The organism is Micromonospora andamanensis, assembly GCF_016863495.1.
GTDB lineage: Bacteria > Actinomycetota > Actinomycetes > Mycobacteriales > Micromonosporaceae > Micromonospora > Micromonospora andamanensis.
Map to the genome: position 1 here is coordinate 81,780 of NZ_BOOZ01000012.1, position 19,882 is coordinate 101,661.

General features: G+C 73.5%; 18 protein-coding genes and 2 pseudogenes. 8 read left to right on the forward strand and 12 right to left on the reverse strand.

Translation table 11 applies throughout. The annotated features are described in order from the left end of the window. Window positions 1-488: 488 nt before the first annotated feature. The 7 genes from Van01_RS12945 to Van01_RS12975 form a co-directional block, all read right to left on the reverse strand. The gene (locus Van01_RS12945) at window positions 489-968 is read right to left on the reverse strand and encodes a phage tail protein (RefSeq protein WP_204006380.1); all 480 of its coding nucleotides are present in this window, start codon (window positions 966-968) and stop codon (window positions 489-491) included. 1 nt (window position 969) lies between these two features. Beyond that, window positions 970-2,214, reverse strand: a complete 1,245-nt coding sequence (locus Van01_RS12950) for a phage tail sheath family protein (RefSeq protein ID WP_204006382.1) — start codon at window positions 2,212-2,214, stop codon at window positions 970-972. 22 nt (window positions 2,215-2,236) lie between these two features. Continuing rightward, window positions 2,237-2,926, reverse strand: coding sequence for a carboxypeptidase regulatory-like domain-containing protein (locus Van01_RS12955; RefSeq protein ID WP_204006384.1), 690 nt, complete (start codon window positions 2,924-2,926; stop codon window positions 2,237-2,239). Then, on the reverse strand, window positions 2,923-3,531 hold the full coding sequence (locus tag Van01_RS12960; RefSeq protein ID WP_204006386.1) for a glycine zipper family protein: 609 nt from the start codon (window positions 3,529-3,531) through the stop codon (window positions 2,923-2,925). The genes Van01_RS12955 and Van01_RS12960 overlap by 4 nt, the downstream gene beginning before the upstream one ends. 12 nt (window positions 3,532-3,543) lie before the next feature. Further along, complete coding sequence (locus tag Van01_RS12965) at window positions 3,544-3,879, reverse strand: hypothetical protein (RefSeq protein WP_204006388.1); 336 nt, start codon at window positions 3,877-3,879, stop codon at window positions 3,544-3,546. Window positions 3,880-3,964: 85 nt separating this feature from the next. Beyond that, a complete protein-coding gene (locus tag Van01_RS12970) occupies window positions 3,965-4,771 on the reverse strand; it encodes an LppM family (lipo)protein (RefSeq protein WP_204006390.1) in 807 nt (268 codons plus the stop codon). A 169-nt stretch (window positions 4,772-4,940) separates the two neighbouring features. Further along, entirely contained in the window at window positions 4,941-6,098 is a 1,158-nt protein-coding gene (locus Van01_RS12975) for an FAD-dependent oxidoreductase (RefSeq protein ID WP_204006398.1), read from the reverse strand. A 71-nt stretch (window positions 6,099-6,169) separates the two neighbouring features. On the opposite strand from Van01_RS12975, the gene Van01_RS12980 reads away from it, so the two are divergent. After that, a complete protein-coding gene (locus Van01_RS12980; RefSeq protein WP_204006400.1) occupies window positions 6,170-6,811 on the forward strand; it encodes a TetR/AcrR family transcriptional regulator in 642 nt (213 codons plus the stop codon). A 3-nt stretch (window positions 6,812-6,814) separates the two neighbouring features. Here Van01_RS12980 and Van01_RS12985 read toward each other — a convergent pair whose 3' ends face one another. Continuing rightward, window positions 6,815-7,798 (reverse strand): LacI family DNA-binding transcriptional regulator, encoded by a 984-nt coding sequence (locus Van01_RS12985; protein WP_204006403.1) that lies wholly within the window; start codon window positions 7,796-7,798, stop codon window positions 6,815-6,817. A 129-nt stretch (window positions 7,799-7,927) separates the two neighbouring features. Here Van01_RS12985 and Van01_RS12990 point away from each other — a divergent pair, with 129 nt between their 5' ends. Then, the gene (locus Van01_RS12990) at window positions 7,928-9,220 is read left to right on the forward strand and encodes an MFS transporter (RefSeq protein WP_204006405.1); all 1,293 of its coding nucleotides are present in this window, start codon (window positions 7,928-7,930) and stop codon (window positions 9,218-9,220) included. Here the strand turns inward: Van01_RS12990 and Van01_RS12995 are convergent. Beyond that, the gene (locus tag Van01_RS12995) at window positions 9,200-9,850 is read right to left on the reverse strand and encodes a hypothetical protein (protein WP_204006413.1); all 651 of its coding nucleotides are present in this window, start codon (window positions 9,848-9,850) and stop codon (window positions 9,200-9,202) included. The two genes, Van01_RS12990 and Van01_RS12995, sit on opposite strands and share 21 nt — an antisense overlap. Window positions 9,851-9,948: 98 nt before the next feature. Here Van01_RS12995 and Van01_RS13000 point away from each other — a divergent pair, with 98 nt between their 5' ends. Beyond that, the gene (locus Van01_RS13000) at window positions 9,949-10,284 is read left to right on the forward strand and encodes a hypothetical protein (RefSeq protein WP_204006415.1); all 336 of its coding nucleotides are present in this window, start codon (window positions 9,949-9,951) and stop codon (window positions 10,282-10,284) included. A gap of 18 nt (window positions 10,285-10,302) precedes the next feature. Here the strand turns inward: Van01_RS13000 and Van01_RS13005 are convergent, their stop codons facing one another. Beyond that, window positions 10,303-11,010 (reverse strand): MBL fold metallo-hydrolase, encoded by a 708-nt coding sequence (locus Van01_RS13005; protein WP_239099045.1) that lies wholly within the window; start codon window positions 11,008-11,010, stop codon window positions 10,303-10,305. Between the two features lie 124 nt (window positions 11,011-11,134). Continuing rightward, a complete protein-coding gene (locus Van01_RS13010) occupies window positions 11,135-11,890 on the reverse strand; it encodes a class I SAM-dependent methyltransferase (RefSeq protein ID WP_204006419.1) in 756 nt (251 codons plus the stop codon). 278 nt (window positions 11,891-12,168) lie between these two features. Between Van01_RS13010 and paaI the strand changes: the two are divergent. Together paaI and Van01_RS13020 are read left to right on the forward strand one after the other, a co-directional pair. Continuing rightward, window positions 12,169-12,531, forward strand: a pseudogene (gene paaI, locus Van01_RS13015) (hydroxyphenylacetyl-CoA thioesterase PaaI); the annotation flags it as partial. A gap of 223 nt (window positions 12,532-12,754) precedes the next feature. Then, entirely contained in the window at window positions 12,755-13,321 is a 567-nt protein-coding gene (locus Van01_RS13020) for a dienelactone hydrolase family protein (RefSeq protein WP_204006504.1), read from the forward strand. 660 nt (window positions 13,322-13,981) lie between these two features. On the opposite strand, the pseudogene Van01_RS33010 reads toward Van01_RS13020, so the two are convergent. After that, window positions 13,982-15,313: pseudogene (locus tag Van01_RS33010) on the reverse strand (adenylate/guanylate cyclase domain-containing protein); the annotation flags it as partial. Here Van01_RS33010 and Van01_RS13030 point away from each other — a divergent pair. The 3 genes from Van01_RS13030 (at window position 15,312) to Van01_RS13040 (ending at window position 19,782) form a co-directional block, all read left to right on the forward strand. Then, a complete protein-coding gene (locus Van01_RS13030; RefSeq protein ID WP_204006421.1) occupies window positions 15,312-18,185 on the forward strand; it encodes a helix-turn-helix transcriptional regulator in 2,874 nt (957 codons plus the stop codon). The pseudogene Van01_RS33010 and the gene Van01_RS13030 sit on opposite strands and share 2 nt — an antisense overlap. A 105-nt stretch (window positions 18,186-18,290) precedes the next feature. Continuing rightward, the gene (locus Van01_RS13035; protein WP_204006424.1) at window positions 18,291-19,079 is read left to right on the forward strand and encodes a DUF5995 family protein; all 789 of its coding nucleotides are present in this window, start codon (window positions 18,291-18,293) and stop codon (window positions 19,077-19,079) included. 307 nt (window positions 19,080-19,386) lie between these two features. Further along, window positions 19,387-19,782 carry a hypothetical protein gene (locus Van01_RS13040; RefSeq protein WP_204006426.1) on the forward strand — a complete coding sequence of 132 codons (396 nt, stop codon included), beginning with the start codon at window positions 19,387-19,389 and terminating at the stop codon, window positions 19,780-19,782. Window positions 19,783-19,882 lie beyond the last annotated feature (100 nt).

Consider the following 19,882-nt stretch of genomic DNA (forward strand, 5'->3'; position numbering starts at 1 on the left):
CGCGACCAGCCGTCGCGCCGGGTCGGTGAGCGTGCCGGCCGGCCGACGTCGGCGGCCGACGCCCGGGCCGGTCCGCTTCGGCCCTGTCCGAGGGGCCGGCGGGATACGCCGCCGGGCGGCCGTCGCGGTCCGGTTCGCGGCGGTCCGGCTCATGGTGGTACGCCCCGACCGGCGCGGAAACGTCGTCGACCGGCGGGTCGAGGGCCAGGTCTCGCAGCAGGCCGGGGGCGTACGTGGTGACGACCCGCAACCAGTGGTCGGGCGGCTGCCCCGGTCGCCGACGTCGATCGTCCGGCTCGTCGGCGACTGTTACGACGGCACCCTCGACCGCAGGCGGCCCCCCGCCCGGCGTCCGGTCCGGCGTCGCGACCGTGGCCCGGTCCGGCGTCGCGGGCGATCCGGCGGGTGGCCGGGGAGCGGGGGAGTCGACCGCACCGGCGAGCCGGTCCACGGCAGCCGCCGCGGACCGGAGGCGGTCGGCAAGCCAGCTACGCGGGCGTCGGCGCGGCACCACCGGCCTCCAGTTCCAGGCTCTCGTAGCGCAGCGTCAGTGCCGCGATGGCGATCTCCTGACCGAGCGTGTTCAGGTGGGCGCCGCGCCAGTTGGTCGGCCACGCGTTGATCAGGTTCCAGCGCAGCACCTCCGCCGTGCCGGCGGCGTCGAGCAGCACCACCGAAACGTTGCGGCGGCTGACCGTGCCCCGTGCGACCGCGTGCACCCAGTCCCACAGCTCCCGCGACGCGGTGAGGCCGAAGTGCAGGGTGACCGGTCCGTACTCCACCTGGCCCGGGACCATCCGGATCCGGTCGTTGCCCTGCTCCCGGTACGGGACCGCGGGAATGTTCACCTCCAGGCCGCTGACCTCGGTGAAGTGGCCGTTTGTCACCCCGTTGACAAGCAGCTTGAAGTTGTAGGCCCGGTACGGGTCGACAGGGGTGCCCGGCTGCGGCGTCGCCGTGGTCGCCATGTCAGCCTCCAATCGTCTCGGTCTCGGTGCCGCCGGCCCACTGGCTCAGCTTGAACACCACGAACTCCGCGGGCTTGACCACGGCGATGCCGATGTGGGCGACCACCATGCCGGCGTCGCGGACGTCGGCCGGGTTGGTCTCCTCGTCGCACTTGACGAAGAACGCCTCCTCGGGAGTGCGTCCCAGCAGCGCCCCGTCACGCCACACCCGGGTGAGGAAGGCACCGATGTCCCGCCGGATGGACCGCCACAGCGTGTAGTCGTTCGGCTCGAACACCATCCAGCGGGTGCCGTTGGCGATGGCCTGCTCGATGGCGATGGAGAGCCGCCGGACGTTGAGGTAACGCCACTCGCTGGCCTCGGCGGCGAGGGTACGCGCGCCCCAGACCCGGATGCCTTCGCCGGGGAAGTAGCGGATGACGTTGACACCCTTGGGGTTGAGTACGTCGTGCTCGGCGCGGGTGACCAGGTGGCCCAGGTCGACAGCACCGCGTACCGGCTCGTTGGCGGGCGCCTTGTGCACGCCGCGCAGGGCGTCGGTACGGGCCCAGATGCCCGCGACGTGCCCGCTCGGCGGGGTGAGCACCAGCTCGCCGCTGAGCGGATCGCGGACCCGCAGCCACGGGTAGTAGAGGGCACCGAAGTCCGACTGCCGGGGGCGGTGCGCCACCGGACCGCTCCCGCTGGCCCCGCCCCCGCCGCCGGATGCGGTGTCCGATCCGGTGGTGTCGCTCGGCTTCGCCGGTCGGCCGGAACCGGGGGTGGCGACCCGGGTCAGGGTGGACACGTCGTCGATGTCGGGTGCCGGGTCGCAGATGGCGACCATGGTGCGGGTGCGCTCGGCCATGCTCAGCAGCGCCTCGTGCGAGACCGGGTCGTGGAATCCGGGAGCGGCCAGGATGGAGACCTCGTCGACCGCCTCCAGCAGGTCCAGGCCGGCACGCTTGCGGCCGGTGCCGGAGACAGCGCCGCCCTCACCGACGTTCACCACCCAGCAGCGGGTGCCGCCGTTGTCCAGGAAGCCGAAGACCGCCCGGGCCAGCGGCGTGCTCTCCAGCTGGTCGCCGTCGGCGTACAGGCGGAGGAAGTCGGTCCAGTTGTTCACCGCGAGGGCCTCGCCCAGATGGGCGGTGCGGTCCGGCGCGACGCCGACGAAGGCCGCCGTGCTGGTGCCGACCGGTCCGATCGGCCGGGCACCACTGGGCACCTCCTCGACGTAGATGCCGGGCGAGAAGTAGGTGGGCATCGGTCCTCCCGTACTTGTCGGGTCAGTGGGTCGGCGGCGCGCAGACGATGACGATGTCGGCTTCGGTGGGGTCGACCTCGGCGGTGAGCACCTGGCCCCGGCCGGTGAGCCGGAGCCGGACCGGTGCGGGACGCTCCGGGTCGTGGGGTACGCCGACGACCCGGAAGCGGCCCGCCGGGTCGGTGTGCGTCGCGTACGGCTGACCGACGACCTCGACCCGCATCGCGGCGAGGGGCTGCTCGGCCGGGCCGACGACGCGTCCGTCGAAGGTCAGCATCTCCAGCTGCCGCAGCCGCAACGGTCGGAGCACCGGCGCGGCCGGCTGGGTCGGGTGAGTCACCTGCACCGGCACGTCGATGAGCAACGCCGGCCGGGGCGGTGCCCCGAAGGCCGCCCACAGGGCCGGATCCCCGGCTTCCAGCACCAACGTGTGTCCGGCCGCGCCGGTGGCCGCGACGAGCACCCGGTCCAGCGCGGCCAGGGACTCCGGGCCGCCGGCCGCCAGCAGGTAGCGCACCGTGAGCCGGTACGGTTCGGGGCCGCCGCTGCCCCGCGTCTGCCGGGCCGGCCGTATCTCCAGCGGCCACAGGGCCAACCGGCCCGGGTCGGCGTCGAGCCGGGGCGGGCCGACCGGGACGGCGTCACCCACCGCCCCGGCCAGCCACGTCACCAACTCGTCGGTGGCGGCGGAGATCGGCCCGTCGTCGCTCATCGCGGCGGCGTCCCCTGGATCCGGTACGCGATGGCCTCGTTCCACACGTGCGGGTAGACGCCGATCTCGAAGTACCGGGTGAAGCGGTTGATCGGCGCGCCCGTGTGGTCGTGGTACAGCAGCCAGACCGGCGCGATGGTGAACAGCACGTAGTTCGCCACGACGAGCGGGATGTAGAGCGGGCCGAGCAGCCGGGCCTGGAAGATGTGCACGTCCTCGTGCCGCTGGATGCCGGGGCCGGAGCCGGCGCAGACCGTGCCGAGCGTCGTGGCGTAGCGCGGGGAGACCCCTTCGACCACGTTCACCCGACAGCTGTGCCGGGAGGTGGCCCGGTCCAGCGAGTGACCGAACACCAGGTGCACAGCCAGGTAGATCGCGCCGACGAGAGTGTTCAGCAGGCTCCAGGTGTGGTCGACGACGAAGAGGAACACACCGCGCGGGCTGACCGCGTACACCTCGGCCGCGGCGACCGCCCAGCCGAAGACCGCGCCGATGAGCAGGCCGACGCCCGCGCCGATGAGCAGCCCGACGCCGCCGCCGACCAGCTGGCCGAAGACGGCGCCCGCGGCGACGTGCGCGACGGCGCTGAGGATTCCGAAGATCATGTCCGGCTCCTCTCAGGCCCAGGAGCGGATGAAGCGGGGCTCGTTGCCCTGCGCCAGTTGGACCGGCGTCGCCTGCCGGTTGCCGGGGGGCAGCTGGTTGACGCCGAGCGCGGCGGAGAAGATGACCAGGCCGTTGAAGAACGCGATGATCCACTTCTCGCCGCCCGCCTCGGTGGCGAAGGCCGCGGTGAGGTACGACAGCGCGAGCGCGATGCCCAGCGCGATCCACTTGCGGGCCTTGTCGGCGCTCGGGCCGATGAGTCCGCCGATGACGTTCGTGGCGAGCAGCGTCGCGGCGCTGGCGCCGGTGAGACTGCCGAGGGCCGCCCAGGTAAAGAGATCGTTCATCGCCGATCCCCCTTCGGTGCTACGTACTGCGGGGTGGGGTGTGGGTGAGCGGGCCGTCCGCGGTGGGCGGGCGGTCGGCCGGCGGTCAGCCGGCGTCCGGCGAGCCGGGATTCGTGGCGGCCGGCGTCACCGGTGTGGGTCCGCCGGCCGTGGGTGTGGCATTCTCGGGCGGTGTCCCGCCGGTGCGGGAGCGGCGGAGCAGGACCGCCACCAGCACCGCGACGAGCAGCAGTGCCACGGTGCCGGCGACGATCAGCAGCCACGGGAACCCGCCGCCGGAGTCCCCGCCGGCCGCCGTGGACGGTCGGGGCGGAGCCTCGGCGACGGCGCGCAGTTCGGCGGGCTTCTGCTCGTTGCGATTGACCCGCCAGGTGACCGTACGGTCGTTGACCTGACCGCCGGTGCTGGCGTCCAGGACGCGGCCGGGGAACGTCACGGCGATCTCGAACGACATCAACAACATGAATCGTTCTTGATTCTGTGGGTCCTGTTCGGCCACTTTTCCGCCGTATTTCTTCGGGTCCAGCGGAAGGGTGAACACGTATCGGTCGTCGGTACGGACGATGCTCAGACTTTCGCTGGCGAATTGGTTGAGCGGCACGTTCCGATAGTTGATCAGGGAGCCGAAGTGGGTGGCGTCCTCGTACCGGGTCTCGGGTCCGGCGGGTAGCGCCGGTATGTTCTGCCGGAGTTCGGCGAAGCCCGCCTCGACCGGCCTGTTGTTCAAGGTCAGCACGTTTCGCTCGGCCGTGAGGAGGAGCTGGCCGCTAACCGTGTCGTCGGCGTTGACGGTCAGCCCGGCATTGAGTTGCATACAGCCGGAAAGGGCCGCCAGCAGCAGCAGACACGCCGCGCCGCGGAGTGTCCTGATGCGCCGGAGCCGCGAATTCATGGGCTCAGTGTGTGCTCTCGCCGGCCGAGTCATCAGTCAGCGATCAGTCACATGCCAGTCGCCGATCTTACCGGTACCCCGTCACATTCGGCCGAGGTCGTGAACCGGGAAAATCGATATTCTGAAAGGTTGGCCGCAATTTCTTGATCGGGTTGTCTGGGGTGGGGCGTCAGGTGGGCCGGGGCGGATGCCAGTCGGCGTGTCGGGCCATGCCCCGCAGCGCTGTCCGGCTCGGCGTCAGGCGCAGCATCGCGTTGCGTGCCGCGATGGCCACCGGGTGCCGCAGTTCCTGCCCGAACCGGGCGGTGCGGGCAGCCGCGCGGGCGATGGCCTGGCTGCGGGGCCGGCGCAGCCGGTCGTACGCGTCAAGTGCCGCCGGCACGTCGACCGTCGGGCCGGCCACCGCGCCCAGGGTGACCGCGTCCTCGATCGCCTGACAGGCGCCCTGCCCCAGGTGGGGGGTCATGGCGTGCGCCGCGTCGCCGAGCAGGGCCACCCGGCCGCGCACGTAGTGCGGTAGCGGCGTGGCCAGGTGGTACAGGTCGTTGCGCAGCACCTCGTCGGGGCGGGTGGCGGCGAGCAGCGCCGGTACCGGGTCGTGCCAGTGGCCGAAACGTTCGCGTACCTCGGCCAGCTCGTCGGCGGCGTGTCCACCGGGCGGGGCGGTGATCGCGGCGTACCAGTAGACCTGCCCGTCACCGAGTGGGACGGTGCCGAACTCGCTGCCGGGCCCCCAGCTGACCGCCGCCGGGACCGGCTCGTCGAAGCGGATCGCCGCACGCCAGGCGGTGGAGCCGGCGTACGTCGGTGGCGGGGTGTCCGGCCAGAGTCGGGTACGCAGCGCGCTGCGCAGCCCGTCGGCGCCGACCACCAGATCGGCGCGTACCTCGGCCGGCTCGCCGTCGCGGTGGTAGTGCACGCTGCCGCTCGTCGGATCGGCGTCGCGTACCTCGCAGCCGGTCCAGAGCGTCCCGGCCGGCAGTGCCTCGCGCAGCATCCGGTGCAGGGCAGCCCGGTGTACGCCGAGGGCCGTGGTGCCGAGCACGCGCTCCAACTCCGCCGCGTCCACCCGGGACAGCCAGCGCCCGTCCCAGCTACGGAGCCCGCCGGTGGCGCCGTCGCGCCCCAGCCGGCGCACCTCGCCGCCGAGGCCGAGGGCGTCCAGCCCGCGTACCGCGTTCGCCATCAGGGTGATGCCCGCGCCGACCTCACGCGGCTCGGGGGCGCGCTCCAGCACGGTGACCCGCCAACCGCGTCGGTGCAGGGCGAGGGCGGCGGCCAGCCCGCCGATCCCCGCCCCGGCCACGACCGCTCGTCTCTCCGCCACCGCAACCCACCCCTTCTACGTCTGTAGAAGTGCATACTACATCCGTAGAACAAGAGAGTTGGGGGAGCCGGTTGAGTGGGCGGGCGACACGGATTGCCGTACTGGCCGACGCCGCCATCGCGCTGATCGCGGAGAGCGGCATGCGGGGTCTCACCCACCGGGCGGTGGACGTCCGGGCCGGCATGCCGGCGGGAACCACATCGGCGTACCTGCGCACCCGGCAGGCGCTGATCGAGGCGGTCGTGCAGCGCCTCGCGGACCTGGACCGCGCCGACCTCACCGGGCACGAGCTACCGAGCGGGACGCCATCGGTCCCGCCGGGGCCGTCGTTGTCACCGGCGGACCTCGACCGGCTCGCCGCCGGCATCGCCGGTGTGCTCGACCACTGGCTCTCCACCGCCCGGGTACGCACCCTGGCCCGGTACGCCTGCCTGCTGGAAGCGGTGCACCGACCGCAACTGCGCGGGATCCTGGAACACGGCGCGGTGCTCCGGGCACAGGCCGAGGAACTGCTCGCCCGCGCCGGTGCCCCGGATCCCCGCCGTCGGGGACACCGGTTCGTCGCCTTCGTCGACGGCCTGCTGTTCGACAGGCTGGTCGGGGCCGGTGCGCTCAGCGCACCGCCACCCGGCACCCCGGCCAGCCGCGCCGACCTCACCGACGCGGTACGTGACCTGCTGCGTGCCCTCGTCGACCGAGCGACGACCGGGTAGGAATCAGGCGCTCTCGCGTAGCACCAGCGTCGACGGGAAGACGGTCGTCGCCGGCGCTGCGCGTTCCTCCAGCACCATCGTCGCGGCCGTGTTGATGATCTGCCGGACCGGGTGGCTGGCCGTGGTCAGCGCCACCGTCGCGGCCAACGGGATGTCGTCGAAACCGGTCACGGCCACGTCGTCGGGCACCCGGACACCGTCGGCCCGCAGCCGGCCGATCACACCCAGTGCCGTCGCGTCGCTGATGCCGACGATCGCGTCGGTGTCCGGCCAGCGTCGCAGCACCTCCCGCGCGGCGGCGTGGCCACGGGCCGCGCTGAAGTCGCCGACCACCTCCCGGGCGGGTAGACCGGCGTCGTGCAGCAGCCTCCGGTACGCCCGCACCGAGCGGTTCGCGCAGGCCAGCCAGCGGGGACCGGTCACCATGGCGATCCGTCGACGGCCAGCCTCGTACAGGTGACGGACGATCGCCGAGGTGCCGCCACCGTTGTCGATGTCCACCGACGGCACGGTGGCCGAACCGATCCCTATCGACACGGTCCGGCCACTGAGCCGCCGCGGCACCAGATCCAGCAGGTCAGTGGTCGTGTTGAGCAGCACCAGGCCGGCCACGCCCCGGTCGTCGGTCAACCGGGTCAGGCGTTCGGGTGCGTCCACCGGCACCCACTGCACCGCGACGCCCAGACCGTGCGGCGCGCAGGCCCGCGCCACGGCGGCGACCGCCTGGTCGACGTAGGGGTCGTCGAGGACGGCCGGGCCGGTGCCCGCCACCGCCACCAGCAGCCGTACCCCGGAACCGTGCACCAGGGCCCGAGCCGCCGCATTCGGCACGTACCCGAGCAGGCTCACGGCGGTGCGTACCCGCTCGCGGGCGGTCGATGAGGCGAAGCCGTTGCCCGCCAGGACCCGCGACGCCGTCGAGCGGGACACCCCGGCGGCCCGGGCCACGTCGTCCAGGGTGGCCGGGCGGCGCGCTGCCGTCGTCATGAACGTTCTCCCCGTTGTTCCTCGTCGCCCGCGTGGGGCGCCCACCAGCATCATGCCCGGTGTGGTGGCCGCTGGTAAGGACCGGAGGCGGATTGTGGTGGCAGCGCTCCCAGGTGTGTGATCGTCGTAATGCCCGAGGAGAGGACCGGTACGTACGTGGACCCCGCCGTCACCACCCCTGTCACCCCGCCGACCAGCCCCGGACCGTCCCGGGCCGTGCTGGCCGCCCGTAACGGCGTGGCTGTCGTGTTCGCGCTCAACGGACTGGCCGTCGCCACCTGGTTCGCCCGGGTGCCGGCGATCCGCGACGGACTCGGCCTGACCCCGGGTCGCCTCGGCCTGCTCCTGCTCGCCATGTCGGCCGGGGCGATCCTGGCCATGCCCACCGCCGGCCTGGTCACCCAGCGCCTCGGCGCGGCCCGCGCGGTGGCGGCGTCCACCCTGCTCGTCGCGCTCGGGTTGACCATCGCCGGCATCTCGGCCGGCGTGGCCGGGTCGCTGCCCGGGGTGGCGGTGGGCCTGTTCGCGCTCGGCTACGGCTCCGGCAGTTGCGACGTCGCGATGAACATCGAGGGCGCGGCGGTCGAGCGGCGACTCGGCTGGACCGTGATGCCACGTTTCCACGCCGCCTGGAGCCTCGGCTCGGTGGCCGGCGCCGGTCTCGGCGCGGGGGCCGCTCGACTGGGCGTACCGGTTGCCGTGCATCTCGGGGTGCTGGCCGCCGTGGTGCTCGGTGGCACCCTGCTCGGGGCACGCGCGTTCCTGCCGGCCGAGCCGGCGGCGGCGGGCACCCCGGCCGGGCGTCGCAGTCGGCTGCTGGCCGCCTGGCGGGAGCCGCGCACCCTGCTCATCGGCCTGCTGGTGCTGGCGGCGGCGTTCGCCGAGGGCAGCGCCAACGACTGGCTCGCGGTGGCCTTCATCGACGGCTACGGCTTCAGCGAGGCGGCCGGCGCGGCGGTCTTCGGCGTCTTCGTGGTGGGCATGACGCTGGGCCGCACCGCCGGCACCGTGGCGCTGGACCGCTGGGGGCGGGGGCCGGTGCTGACCACGACCATCCTGCTCGCCGTCGTCGGTGCCGGTCTGGCGGTGCTCGCCGGCTCCGGTCCGGTCGCGGTGGTCGGGGTCGCGCTGTGGGGGATCGGTGCCTCGTTGGGCTTCCCGGTGGGGATGAGCGCCGCCGCCGACGAGGAGGAGCACGCGCACGTCCGGGTCAGCGTGGTCGCGGTGATCGGTTACACCGCGTTCCTGGCCGGGCCGCCGCTGCTGGGCCTGCTCGGTGACCAGGTGGGCACGCTGAAGGCGCTGCTTGTCGTACCGCTGCTGCTGCTGCCGACCCTGCTGCTGGTCCCCGCGGCCCGCCCGCCCGCGGCCGGCGGCACGGGGGCGTCGGCGCGGGCGGGCTCAGCGGAGCCAGACGCGTAGCGCGCCGATGGTCCGGAAGCCGTGCCGTCGGGCCGGCGGGAGGTCGGCGTCCTGTTCGTAGCCGACGAGGTGTCGACCCGCGCCGGCCGCGCACACTCCGGCCCACACCTGCTCCGGCGGGGCGTCGCAAGCGAAGACGTTGCTGACACCGACGACGTCACAGTCGTCGTGCAGCACCGCTCCGCCGGACCAACCGCCGTGGCCGTCCGGCAGGCCGAGGATCCGTACCCGGGGGTCGGCGAGCAGGCCGGCACGGAAGATCGAACCGCCACCGTGGGCGTGCGCCCAGGCGGTCAGGTCGTCGGCGGTGGTGACCGGCACCAGGGTCTGGCGCCCTACCGGGCCACCGGGTGGGCGGTGCAGCCACTGCGCCTCGAACAGCACGTCGAAGCCGTGCCCGGCGAGATCCAGGTCGGCGTAGCTGTCCTTGACCGACGCACCCGGCCCGGCGTCGATCCGCCGCAGCAGGCCCGGGCCGAGGCCGGACCGCAGGGTCACCGCATCCGGGTGGAACGGCGGCGAGCGGCGCGGTACCGACCAGGCATCGGCGTCCCGTACGCCGGGCTGCCCGTGCGTGGCGCAGACCAGGTCACACCAGGCGGCGTTCTCCCGTACCGCCGAGTGGATCATCGGGTCAGCCTACCGCCCGGGGGATTTTCCTCGGGCTCCCAGGGATCTGCCAGGTGACGGTGCTGCACTGGGAGCCACGCCGAGGAGAGGAGCCGGGCATGGGCTGGTTCAGCCGGCGGTCACGAGCCGCGCAGGGCACCCCGACGAAACTCGACCGCGAGGGCACCCCCGAGGACCTCGCCGCGCTGGAGCGGTTCGCCACCAGCCGGCAGGGGGTGGAGTTCTACCTGGAGCCGGAGACGACCGCCACCGACACCACGGTGATGGCCATCGCCCACGACGGCGAGTGGATCCGGCGCCGCACCGGCACACCGCGCGCCGCCGGGGCGCTGGCTCGCAAACACGCCATCCCGCTGTACGAGGCCACGAAGGTCGGGTACCCGGATCGGATGCGGGCCTGGAACCGGGCCCACCCGGAGCGGCGCGTCCGCTGAGTCGGCCCGGAGCCCCGCTCAGCCGGTGATCGCTCTCCGGGCCTCGTCGAGGGTCAGCGGCGGGCTGTGGCTGGAGACGTACCAGCCGATGTCGTCGTCGAGCAGCCGGCCGACGAGCGCGAGGTCGGGTTCGTCGGTCGGCGTACGCAGGTGCGCCGGTGGTGGATACCAGCTGTCCCCGAGGAGCATGACCCCCGAATCGGGTACCACGACGATCGTGGAGTCCGGGGCGTGCCGGCCCCCCACGTGGCGCACCAGCACGCCGGTGGGCAGCTCCACCTCGTCGCTGAAGACGCGGGTGGGCGGCAGCACCCGCAGCTCGTCCCAGGAATCGACGGCGAGCGCGCGGGCCCGGAAGCTCGGCCCGAGCCGACGGTTACTCCGCACCTCCTCGCGCAGGTAGCGGACGCTCCACGGCCGGGTCGCCTCGGCGCGCAGCAGGTCCGCACCGCTGACGTGCCCGACGATCTCCACGTCCGGCCACGCGCAGGCACCCCAGACGTGGTCCCAGTGGTGGTGGGTGTAGACCAGCCAGCGGGGTGGCGGCAGACCGGCGGCGAGCAGCGCGGCCCGGATCTCGCGGGCGTGCGACGGGCTCTGCCCCGCGTCGACAAGCACGCTGCCCCGCTCGTCGGCGATCAGCGCGACCCCGGCCTGCACCGACTCCGGATCAGGGTCCCCGGCACACAGCCACACCCGCCCCGCGAGATGCACCCACTCAACCACCACCGCACCCTAGCCCCCGCCGCGGCCCGCCCCTGCTCCGGCGATCATGCAGTTCTGGCACCGGACAGGACGGGCTTGTGTGGAGAAATCACCTACCACAACTGCATGATCGCGGAGACCGGGATCAGTGGATGGCGACGACTGCGGCGTCGGTGCCGCCGCGCCAGAGGGTGCCGACCTCGGTGAATCCGGCGTCTCTGAGGGCGGTGAGGTGCCAGGAGGCCGGGGGCGTCCATTCCGGGCTGTGCCCGGACGGGTAGATGGCGTGACGTTGCCGCACCAGTGGAGCGAGCGTCGGGTCCTGCTCGGCCTGCTGCCACCACTGTGACCAGGACAGGACGGCACCCGCGGCGTGCCGGGCCGCCCGGCGTTCCTCGGCCCGGGCGAGCAGCCGTTTGGTCAACTCGGGCAGGTCGTCGTCGGGCATGTGGTCGGCGTTGATGAACAGCCCGCCCGGTCGGAGCACCTCGCGGATCTCCGCGTAGAGGGTGCCCAACCGGTCCGCGGGCAACCAGTGCAGCGCGGTGGCGGTGAGCACGGCGTCGTAACGCAGGTGCGGCAGGGCCGTGGTCCAGTCGGACCGGCTCAGGTCGGTGGTGACGACTGTGGCCCGGTCGCCGAGGGAGGCGGTGGCGAGGGCGAGCAGCGCCGGGTCGAGATCGACCAGGGTGATCTCGGCGTCGGGGAACCGGTGCAGGGCGCGCAGCGAGATGGTGCCGGTGCCGCCGGCCAGGTCGAGCAGCCGGGGTGGGGTGGCCTCGCAGACGGCGTCGACCGCGTCGAGCATGGTGGCGAACCGGTGCTCGCGGTCCGGCAGGTACGCCTCCTGCTGGCGGTCCCAACTTTCCTGCCAGGCGGCGGCGCTGATGTAAGGACTCATGCGGAGCAAGCTAGTTACTCAGCGGCTCGCGTGTCCAGCCTTGTTGCCAATCTTTTGCAACTAGGCGAGAATTGCGGGGCGATGATCGGATCGGGTCGGGCCGGGCAGCCGGTCCGACCCGGTCGCGCCTCGACCGTCACCCGCCGGCTCGCCCGTGACGAACCTGCCCCTACGCCCGCCGACCGGCGGTGCCATGATGTCCGAGGCGAGGGCGAGGCGCGCCCGGTGAGGAACGGACGGGAAGCAGGGTGGACCCGCAGCGCACCGCCGCGCACGAGATGTTCGACGCCGACGTGGCCTCCAACCGGCTCGGCATCGAGTTGGTGAGCGCCGCCAACGGCAGCGCGGTGGCCCGGATGCCGATCACCGAGGGCATGGTCAACGGTCACCGCATCGCGCACGGCGGTTTCGTGTTCCTGCTTGCCGACACCGCCTTCGCCCTGGCCTGCAACAGCCACGGTCCGGCCACCGTCGCCGCCGGCGCCGACATCACCTTCGTCCGCCCGGCCCGACAGGGAGACGTGCTGATCGCGCGGGCCAGCGAGCGCACCCGGTACGGCCGCAGCGGCATCTACGACGTCACGGTGAGTCGGGAGGGCGGGGAGGTGATTGCGGAGTTCCGTGGCCAGAGCCGGACCCTGCGTCCGCTGTCGGCCCCGGACCGCGAGCCGGAACCGGGGGAGCGGGACCGCGCGCCAGCGGGCGGCCCGGGGCGCTCACCCGGAACCGGGTACCGCTGAGCCAGTCGTCCGGTGGCGACGGTCGGCGCCCCCGACGTCGACGGCCCCGACCGAGCCGGTCGCCCGGGACGGATTCCGTGCGCGTCGATCCGTGGTCGGCGCGGGCATCGGGCACGATGTCCCGATGGGACACGTCGTGCTCTTCCACTCGGTGTACGGGCTGCGGCCGGCGGTGCTGGAGGCCGCCGACCGGCTGCGCGGCGCCGGTCACCGGGTGCACGCGCCCGACCTGTACGGCGTGCCCGCCGTGGACTCCGTGACCGACGGTTTCGCCCTGCTGCACCGGATCGGCCAGCAGACCGTTCTCGACCGGGCCCGCGCGGCGCTCGACGGGCTGCCGCCGGACACCGTGCTCGCCGGGTTCTCGATGGGCGCCGGGGTGGCCGGCGCGATGCTGGCCGAGCGGCCCGACACCGCAGGTCTGCTGCTGTTGCACGGCACCGGAGGGTCGCCGGCCGCCGTCCGTCGCGGCCTCCGGGTACAGCTGCACCTGGCCGATCCGGATGCCTACGACCCGCCCGACGAGGTCGACAGGTGGCAGCGGGAGATGACAGCGGCCGGAGCGGACCTCGTGGTGCACAGTTATCCCGGGGCGGGGCACCTCTTCACCGACCCGACAGTCGCCGACCACGACCCGGTTGCCGCCGGACTGACCTGGGACCGGGTGCTGGCCTTCCTGGACCACAGGTGACCCGACCGGCGGTCGGGGGACTGCGACGCAGGCCCGCCGTGCCGGGGTGGCCCGGCGCGGGGGCGTCCCGGTCGTCGAGGGAACGCGGTCGACCCGCCTGCTGAAGACGGCGCGTACCGCCCGGGGCAGCCGGGCATCGGCGACCTGTCGCACCACCGGATCGGCGACGTCGTAACCACCACCGGGCAGAACCACGAGCAGGCCGTCCCGGGTCAGGGTGGCCAGCTCGGCCTCGGCCCGGTGCTGCGGCCAGTCGAGGACGTCGGCCAACTCCGCCAGGGTGCGGCCGGGCGCGAGCGCCGCAGCCATCAGGACCGCGCGGGCACCGCCGTCGAGACGGTCCAGCCGGGCCTCGACGATCCGCCGGACACACTCCGGCACCGGCAGCTGGCCCTGGTCGCTGCCGGTGAGCGCCCGTACGTAGGCCACCGCCCGTCCAGGGTTGCCACCGGTCAGGGTGATCAGCCGGGCCGCCAACCCGGTGGGCTGACCAGCCCGCCGCAGCAGCCGCCGCAGCAGCCGACCGGTGGTGATGGTGTCGAGCGGCGACAGGCGAAGCCGGGCCACCTGTCGACCGGGAGGGTCCAGCTCCTGGGTGCCGGTGCCGACAAGCACCAGCGGCAGGCCACGCTCGTCGGCCAGATCGACGAGGGTGGCCAGGTGGCGGCGCAGCGCGGGTGCGGCCCGGTCGAGGTCGTCGAGGGCGACCACCACCGGTTGCCGCCGGGCCAGGCTGAGCAGTACCTCGCGCCAGTAGGCCACCGCGCGGGCCGGTACCGGATCGGCGGCCACCCCGAGCAGCGCGTCCACAGTGTCCAGCGCTGGCGTCAGCAGGTCGACCGGCACCAGACCGGTGAGTGTGGCGGCGAGCCGGCGGCGTACCGTCTCGGGGTCGTCGCCGACGCGAGCCCGGGCCAGGGCGCGGATCAGGTCCCCGGCGGGCTCCAGCGGCCCCTCCGGATAGGGCGGGCAGGCCGCGAGGCACCAGCGCACCGGTACCCCGTCCAGCGTTCGGGTGGTGCGGGCAAGTTCCTCGAGTAACCGGCTGCGCCCGCTGCCGGGCGGACCGAGGAGCAGGACCCGCCGCCCGCCGCGTCCGCGTACCGCCTCGGCGAGGTGTTCCCGGGCGACCGCCAACTCCCGTCGGCGACCGAGCAGCGGACCGTCGTGCCGGGGCGGTCGGGGCCGTGCGGTGCCGGTGGCGTGCCAGACGCCGACAGGCAGCGCCTTGCCGGTGACCGTCACCGCCGGGACCGCGCGCTGTGCGATGAGCCCGACGACGGCCCGGTGCGTGGCCGGGCAGAGCGCCACCCCACCGGGCGGGGCGTGCTCCTGAAGCCGGGCGGCCAGGGTGATGACCGCACCGCTGGCGATGCCGTGCCCGCCGTCGTGGCTGGCCGCGAGGTCGACCACGGCCTCGCCGGTGGCGACGCCGACCCGGACCCGCAGCCCCGGCGCCGGGACCAGTGGAAAGCGGTCCAGCGCCCGTTGGATCTCCAGCCCGGCCCGCACCGCCCGGTACGCGTCCCACCCGTCTGCCCGGCGCGCGCCGAACAGGGCCATCACGGCGTCGCCTACGTACTTCTCCACCGCGCCGTTCCATCGTCGCAGTACCCGGGCGACGGTGCCGAAGTAGGCCCGTTGCAGGGCGCGCACGTCCTCCGGGTCGAGCCGGTCGACCAACCGGGTCGACCCGACGATGTCGACGAAGAGGACCGTGACCGTCCGTCGTTCCTCCGGCACGGGCCACCGCGACCGCCTGACAGCTACCGGACCAGCGACAACAGAACTGGGCATGGAGATCGCACCTGCCTCTCCCCCCGTGCGTGCCGACGATGTCCGGAGCCTGTCACCGCTGGTCCGACGGCGGATCTGCAGAACGACGTATGTCGGCCGGACGCAACCTTTGGTCGCAATGTCGACGCGATGAGGAGGACAGACGCGAGGCGCATGTAGAACGGGGACGGAACCTGTGACTAGGCTGCGAGCCATGGCCAGCGACGTGGACACCACACCGCTCGTGGGTCGGGACGCCCTGGTGGCGACGGTACGCTCCGCGCTGCTCGACGATGTCACGGCGGGACAGACGGCGGCGGTGTTCCTGACCGGCGAGAGTGGTGTGGGCAAGACCCGCCTGCTGCGCGAGGTCGGTGACCGACTGGAGCACGCGGGTGCGCTGGTGTTGACCGGGTCCTGTCTGGACATCGGCGATGCCTCACCGCTGCACCCGCTGCGACAGGCGCTGCGCCGCCTGGACGCCGACCTCGCCCCGTCTGCCGCGGCGTCCGTACGCGCACTGCTCGGCGTCTTCGCCGAGGACCGGTCCGGCTCGGACGGCGCGGGCGCGTTGCTGGAACGGGTGTCCCGAGGGCTGAACGTGATCGCCGGCGGCCGGCCGCTGGTGCTGGTCCTGGACGACCTGCAGTGGGTCGACCGGACGACCCGCCAACTCCTGCTCTACCTGCTCGCCGGTCTCGGTGACCTGCAACTGTCGGTGCTGGCCGCGGTGCGGTCGGAGTCGCTGCAGGGGGCACATCCGTTGCGCCGCGTGCTCACCGAGCTGCGCCGGCTGCGGTCGGTGCGGGTGCTCGATCTGGCCCCGCTGGATCGGGCCGGCACCGAGGAGTTGGCCGCCGCGGTGATGCGTCGGCCGCTGGCCGCCGAGGCAGCGGAGCAGCTGTGGCAGCGCAGCGGCGGCAACCCGTTCGTGGTCGAGGAACTGTCCCGGGAGCTGCGCGATGGTCGCGACGGGCTCTCCGACACCCTCCGTGAGGTCTTCCTGGCCCGGGTGGACGCGCTGCCCCGACCGGCTCACCGGGCCGTGCACGCGGTCGCCGCCGGAGTCGAGCCGGTGGAGCACTGGCTGCTCGCCCAGGTGGTCGGGCTGCCGGAGCCGGATCTGCTCGACGCGGTCCGGGCGGCGGTGGCCCACCGGTTGCTCGTCGGCTCCGACGACGGGTACCGGCTGCGCCACCGGCTCGTCGCCGAGGTGCTGGAGGACGAGTTGCTACCCGCCGAGCGGGCGGTGCTGCACCGCCGCTACGCGGAGGCGCTGACCACGGCACCGGCCGAGCTGCACCAGGCCCGGTTGGCCCATCACTGGCGGCTGGCCGGTGAGCCGGAGCGGGCGCTGCCAGCCGCGGTGGCCGCCGCCGAGGAGGCGGAGCGGCTGTACGGCTACGCCGAGGCGCACCGGCACTGGTCGGTGGCGGTGCAGTCGGCCGAAGGGCTGCCGGGGGTCGACCGAGCCGCCCTGCTGGGGCGGGCGGCTGAGGCGGCCCACCACTGTGGTGAGTACGCCCGCGCGTTGGCCCTGCTGGAGGAGCTGGCCGGCGCCGACACCGACATTCCCGCCTGCGAGCTGCACATCCGGCGGGCCCGCTACCTGGCCGCCGCCGGTCGGTCCGCGCTGGCCGAGGTGGAGTACGAGCAGGCCCTCGCCGTCGCCGACTGCACGCCCGGGCAGCGGGCCGCCGCCGCCGCCCGGCTGGCGGAGCTGCTGCTGCAACTCGGCAGGTACGCCGAGGCGGGCCAGCGGGCGCGGGAGGCGCTGGCGCTGGCCGAGCAGGTGGACGGAGCTACCACGGAGGTGGTGCTGGCGAGCGCCGCGCTCGGCTTCTCCGAGGCGTACCGCCAGGATCCGGACGCGGGCCTGGCGGTGCTGCGGCGGGCGCTGGCCACCGCGGAGCGGGCCGGTCGTCCGGAGGACGTCGCATTGGCCTACCTGCACCTGGCCGAGCTGCTGACCGGGCCGCTGAACATCCTCGAGGAGGGGGTGGTGGTCGCCCGCCGGGGCGCCGAGCGGGTGGCCGAACTGGGGTTGGGTCGGTCCTACGAGACCCGGTTGCTGGCCATCGCCACGAACGGACTGTTCCGGGTGGGGCAGTGGGCCGAGGCGGAGAAGGTGATCGCCTCGGCTCTGCGGCACCGTCCCTCCGGCGCGGACGCCGTCGAGCTGCTGCTGGCCCGCTGCCGACTCTCGGTCGGCTACGGCGACGTCGAGGCGGCCGACCGGGACCTGGACGCGGTCGCGACAATCCTGGCCGGCGGCGGCGCCCGGCACGTCATCCCGTTGCTCACCCTGCGGGCCGGGCTGGCCATGTGGCAGGGGCGGCACGATGTGGCCCGGCACGCCGTGCAGCGGGGTCTGACCGAGACCCGCTCGGACGACCTGGTCATCCTCGCGGTGCTGGTCTGGCACGGGCTGCGCGCCGAGGCGGAGGCGCACGCCAGCCGTACCGTCGCCGTCGACGACAACGCGGTGCGCCGGCTGCGGGGTATCGCCGACCGGGTGGCGGCACGCAGCGAGCGGGCGGCCCGACCGGTGCGTTACGTGATCGACGGGTACCTGGCGTTGTGCGCCGCCGAGGTGAGCCGGCTCGACGGGGCGGATCCGGAGCTGTGGGCGCGGGCGGCGGCGGAGTGGGACCACCGTAACCATCCGTACCCGGCGGCGTACTCGCGGCTGCGTCAGGCCGAGGCGCTGCTGGCCAGCCGACGTAAGGCCGCCACCGCCGGGAAGCTGCTGCGCCAGGCGTACCAGATGGCGCAGTCACTGGGCGCGGTGCCGTTGACCCACGAGATCCGTACGCTCGCCGGGCGGGCCCGGGTCGCCTTGGAGGAACGCGGCGCGGTCGGGACGGCCACGCCGGACGAGTCGGGCGGTGAGGAACTCGCCGCCCTCACCGCGCGGGAGCGTGAGGTGCTGGCCGCGGTGGCCGAGGGGCTGACCAACAAGGAGATCGGCCAACGGCTGTTCATCAGCGAACGGACCATCGGCGTCCACGTCTCGCACATCTTCGACAAGCTCCAGGTACGTACCCGGGTCCAGGCGAGCGCCATCTTCCTGCGTAGTCGGTCGTAGGTTTCGGATACGTCGTTCTACTGATGTCCGCGCAGTGGACGCCTGAAAGGCTGGGCCCGACGTCGCAACGGGCACGACGACGTCGGTGAGCAGCCTGGAGGGGACATGAGCGAGCGCAGTGGGTGTGGTGAGCCGGTGTGGGGGCCTGTGCACCGGGACATCGTGGACCTGCTGGCCGATCACCCGACCGACGTGCCGGCTGTCGTCGACCATCTGACGAAGCTTCAGGACATGCTGGTCCGGCTCCCTCCGCTGCTGGACAGTTGCCCGCTCGCCGACTTCAACAAGCTGTACCTGACGATCACGACAAGCGTCCTGGACGGGCTGTACGCCGACCGGTTCGTCGATCCGGTCTTCCTGTCCCGGTTGGACGTCGAGTTCGCGGCCCGCTACTTCGACGCGTTGCGGATGTGGAGCGACGCCAGTCCGAGCACGCCCCGAGCGTGGGCGTGTCTGTTCGAGCGGATGCGCGGACCGGATGCTCGACCGCTGCCCTCGGCGGCGGCCGGCGTCAACGCGCACATCAACTTCGACCTGCCGTTCGCATTGGTCACCACGTTCGATCATCTGGAGTCCGAGCCGGTCGACGGCAGTGACCAGCACCGCGACTACCTGGAGATCAACAAGATCTTCGCCGACAAGATCCCCGGCCTGCGCCGGGGCTACCTCGAACAGTGGCAACTGCTCATCGACATGCTCAACGGTGAGATCGACGACTGGTACCAGGGCGAGCTGATCCACTACACGCGCGATGTCGCCTGGCGCAACGCGCAGCGGATCTGGCGGTGCCGGCACGACCCGCACCAGCACGAGCGCGAGCGCAGGCGGCTCGACGACACGGCCGCCGCGCTCGGTCGGCTGCTGCTGTCGCCCCTCGGGGCGTTCCTGCAGTAGCCGGACGGGGGGTCCCCGCGCCCCGCCCGCCTGCGGGGCGCGGGGGCATCCGACCCGACCGGGCGGCAACGTCCGGAGTCGGGCACGGGAAGCACGGGGGAGCACGGGGGGACCATGGGGGAGCACGGGGGGACCACGGGGAAACAGGGGCCGGCCGGCCCGGGGGGTGTCGGCCGGCCCCTGCGGGGTACGCCGCGACCATGACCGCTGTGTCCCGGCGTCGTCCGGCCGCCCGGCCGCGACCGCGCCCCGCCGCCCCACCCCGCCCCGCGCGCCCGGGAGACCGCGCCGGTCGGGGAGCCCGGGGATGACAGTCCAGGTTTTCGAGTTCCGCTTCGAGACGCGGTTCCGCCGACCGTTGGCGTTGATCGGCGTCCGGCCGACAAGCGCCTGGGTGCGGGTCGACGCCGCCCAACTGCTGGTCCGGTTCGGACCGTGGCGGCTACGTACCGGGCGGGACAACATCGCGGGTGTGGAGACCGCCGGCCCGTACCGCTGGTGGCGGGTGATCGGCCCACACCTGTCCGGCGCGGACACCGGCGTCACCTTCGGCACCAACACGGCCGCTGGGCTCTGCGTCCGGTTCGTCCGGCCGGTGCCCGCCCTGCTTCCCGGCGGTTGGCCGCGCCATCCCGGGATGACGGTCACCGTGGCCGATCCCGCCGACCTGGCCCGGGTGCTGACCGGCCCGGACGGCGGCTGACGGGGCGACCGGCTGACCGTGGCCCGGGTCCGGGCGACGATCACGGTCGGGCGCTGACCGTCGTGCGGCGGTGGGCCGACCGAACCACCACCTAGGTCCG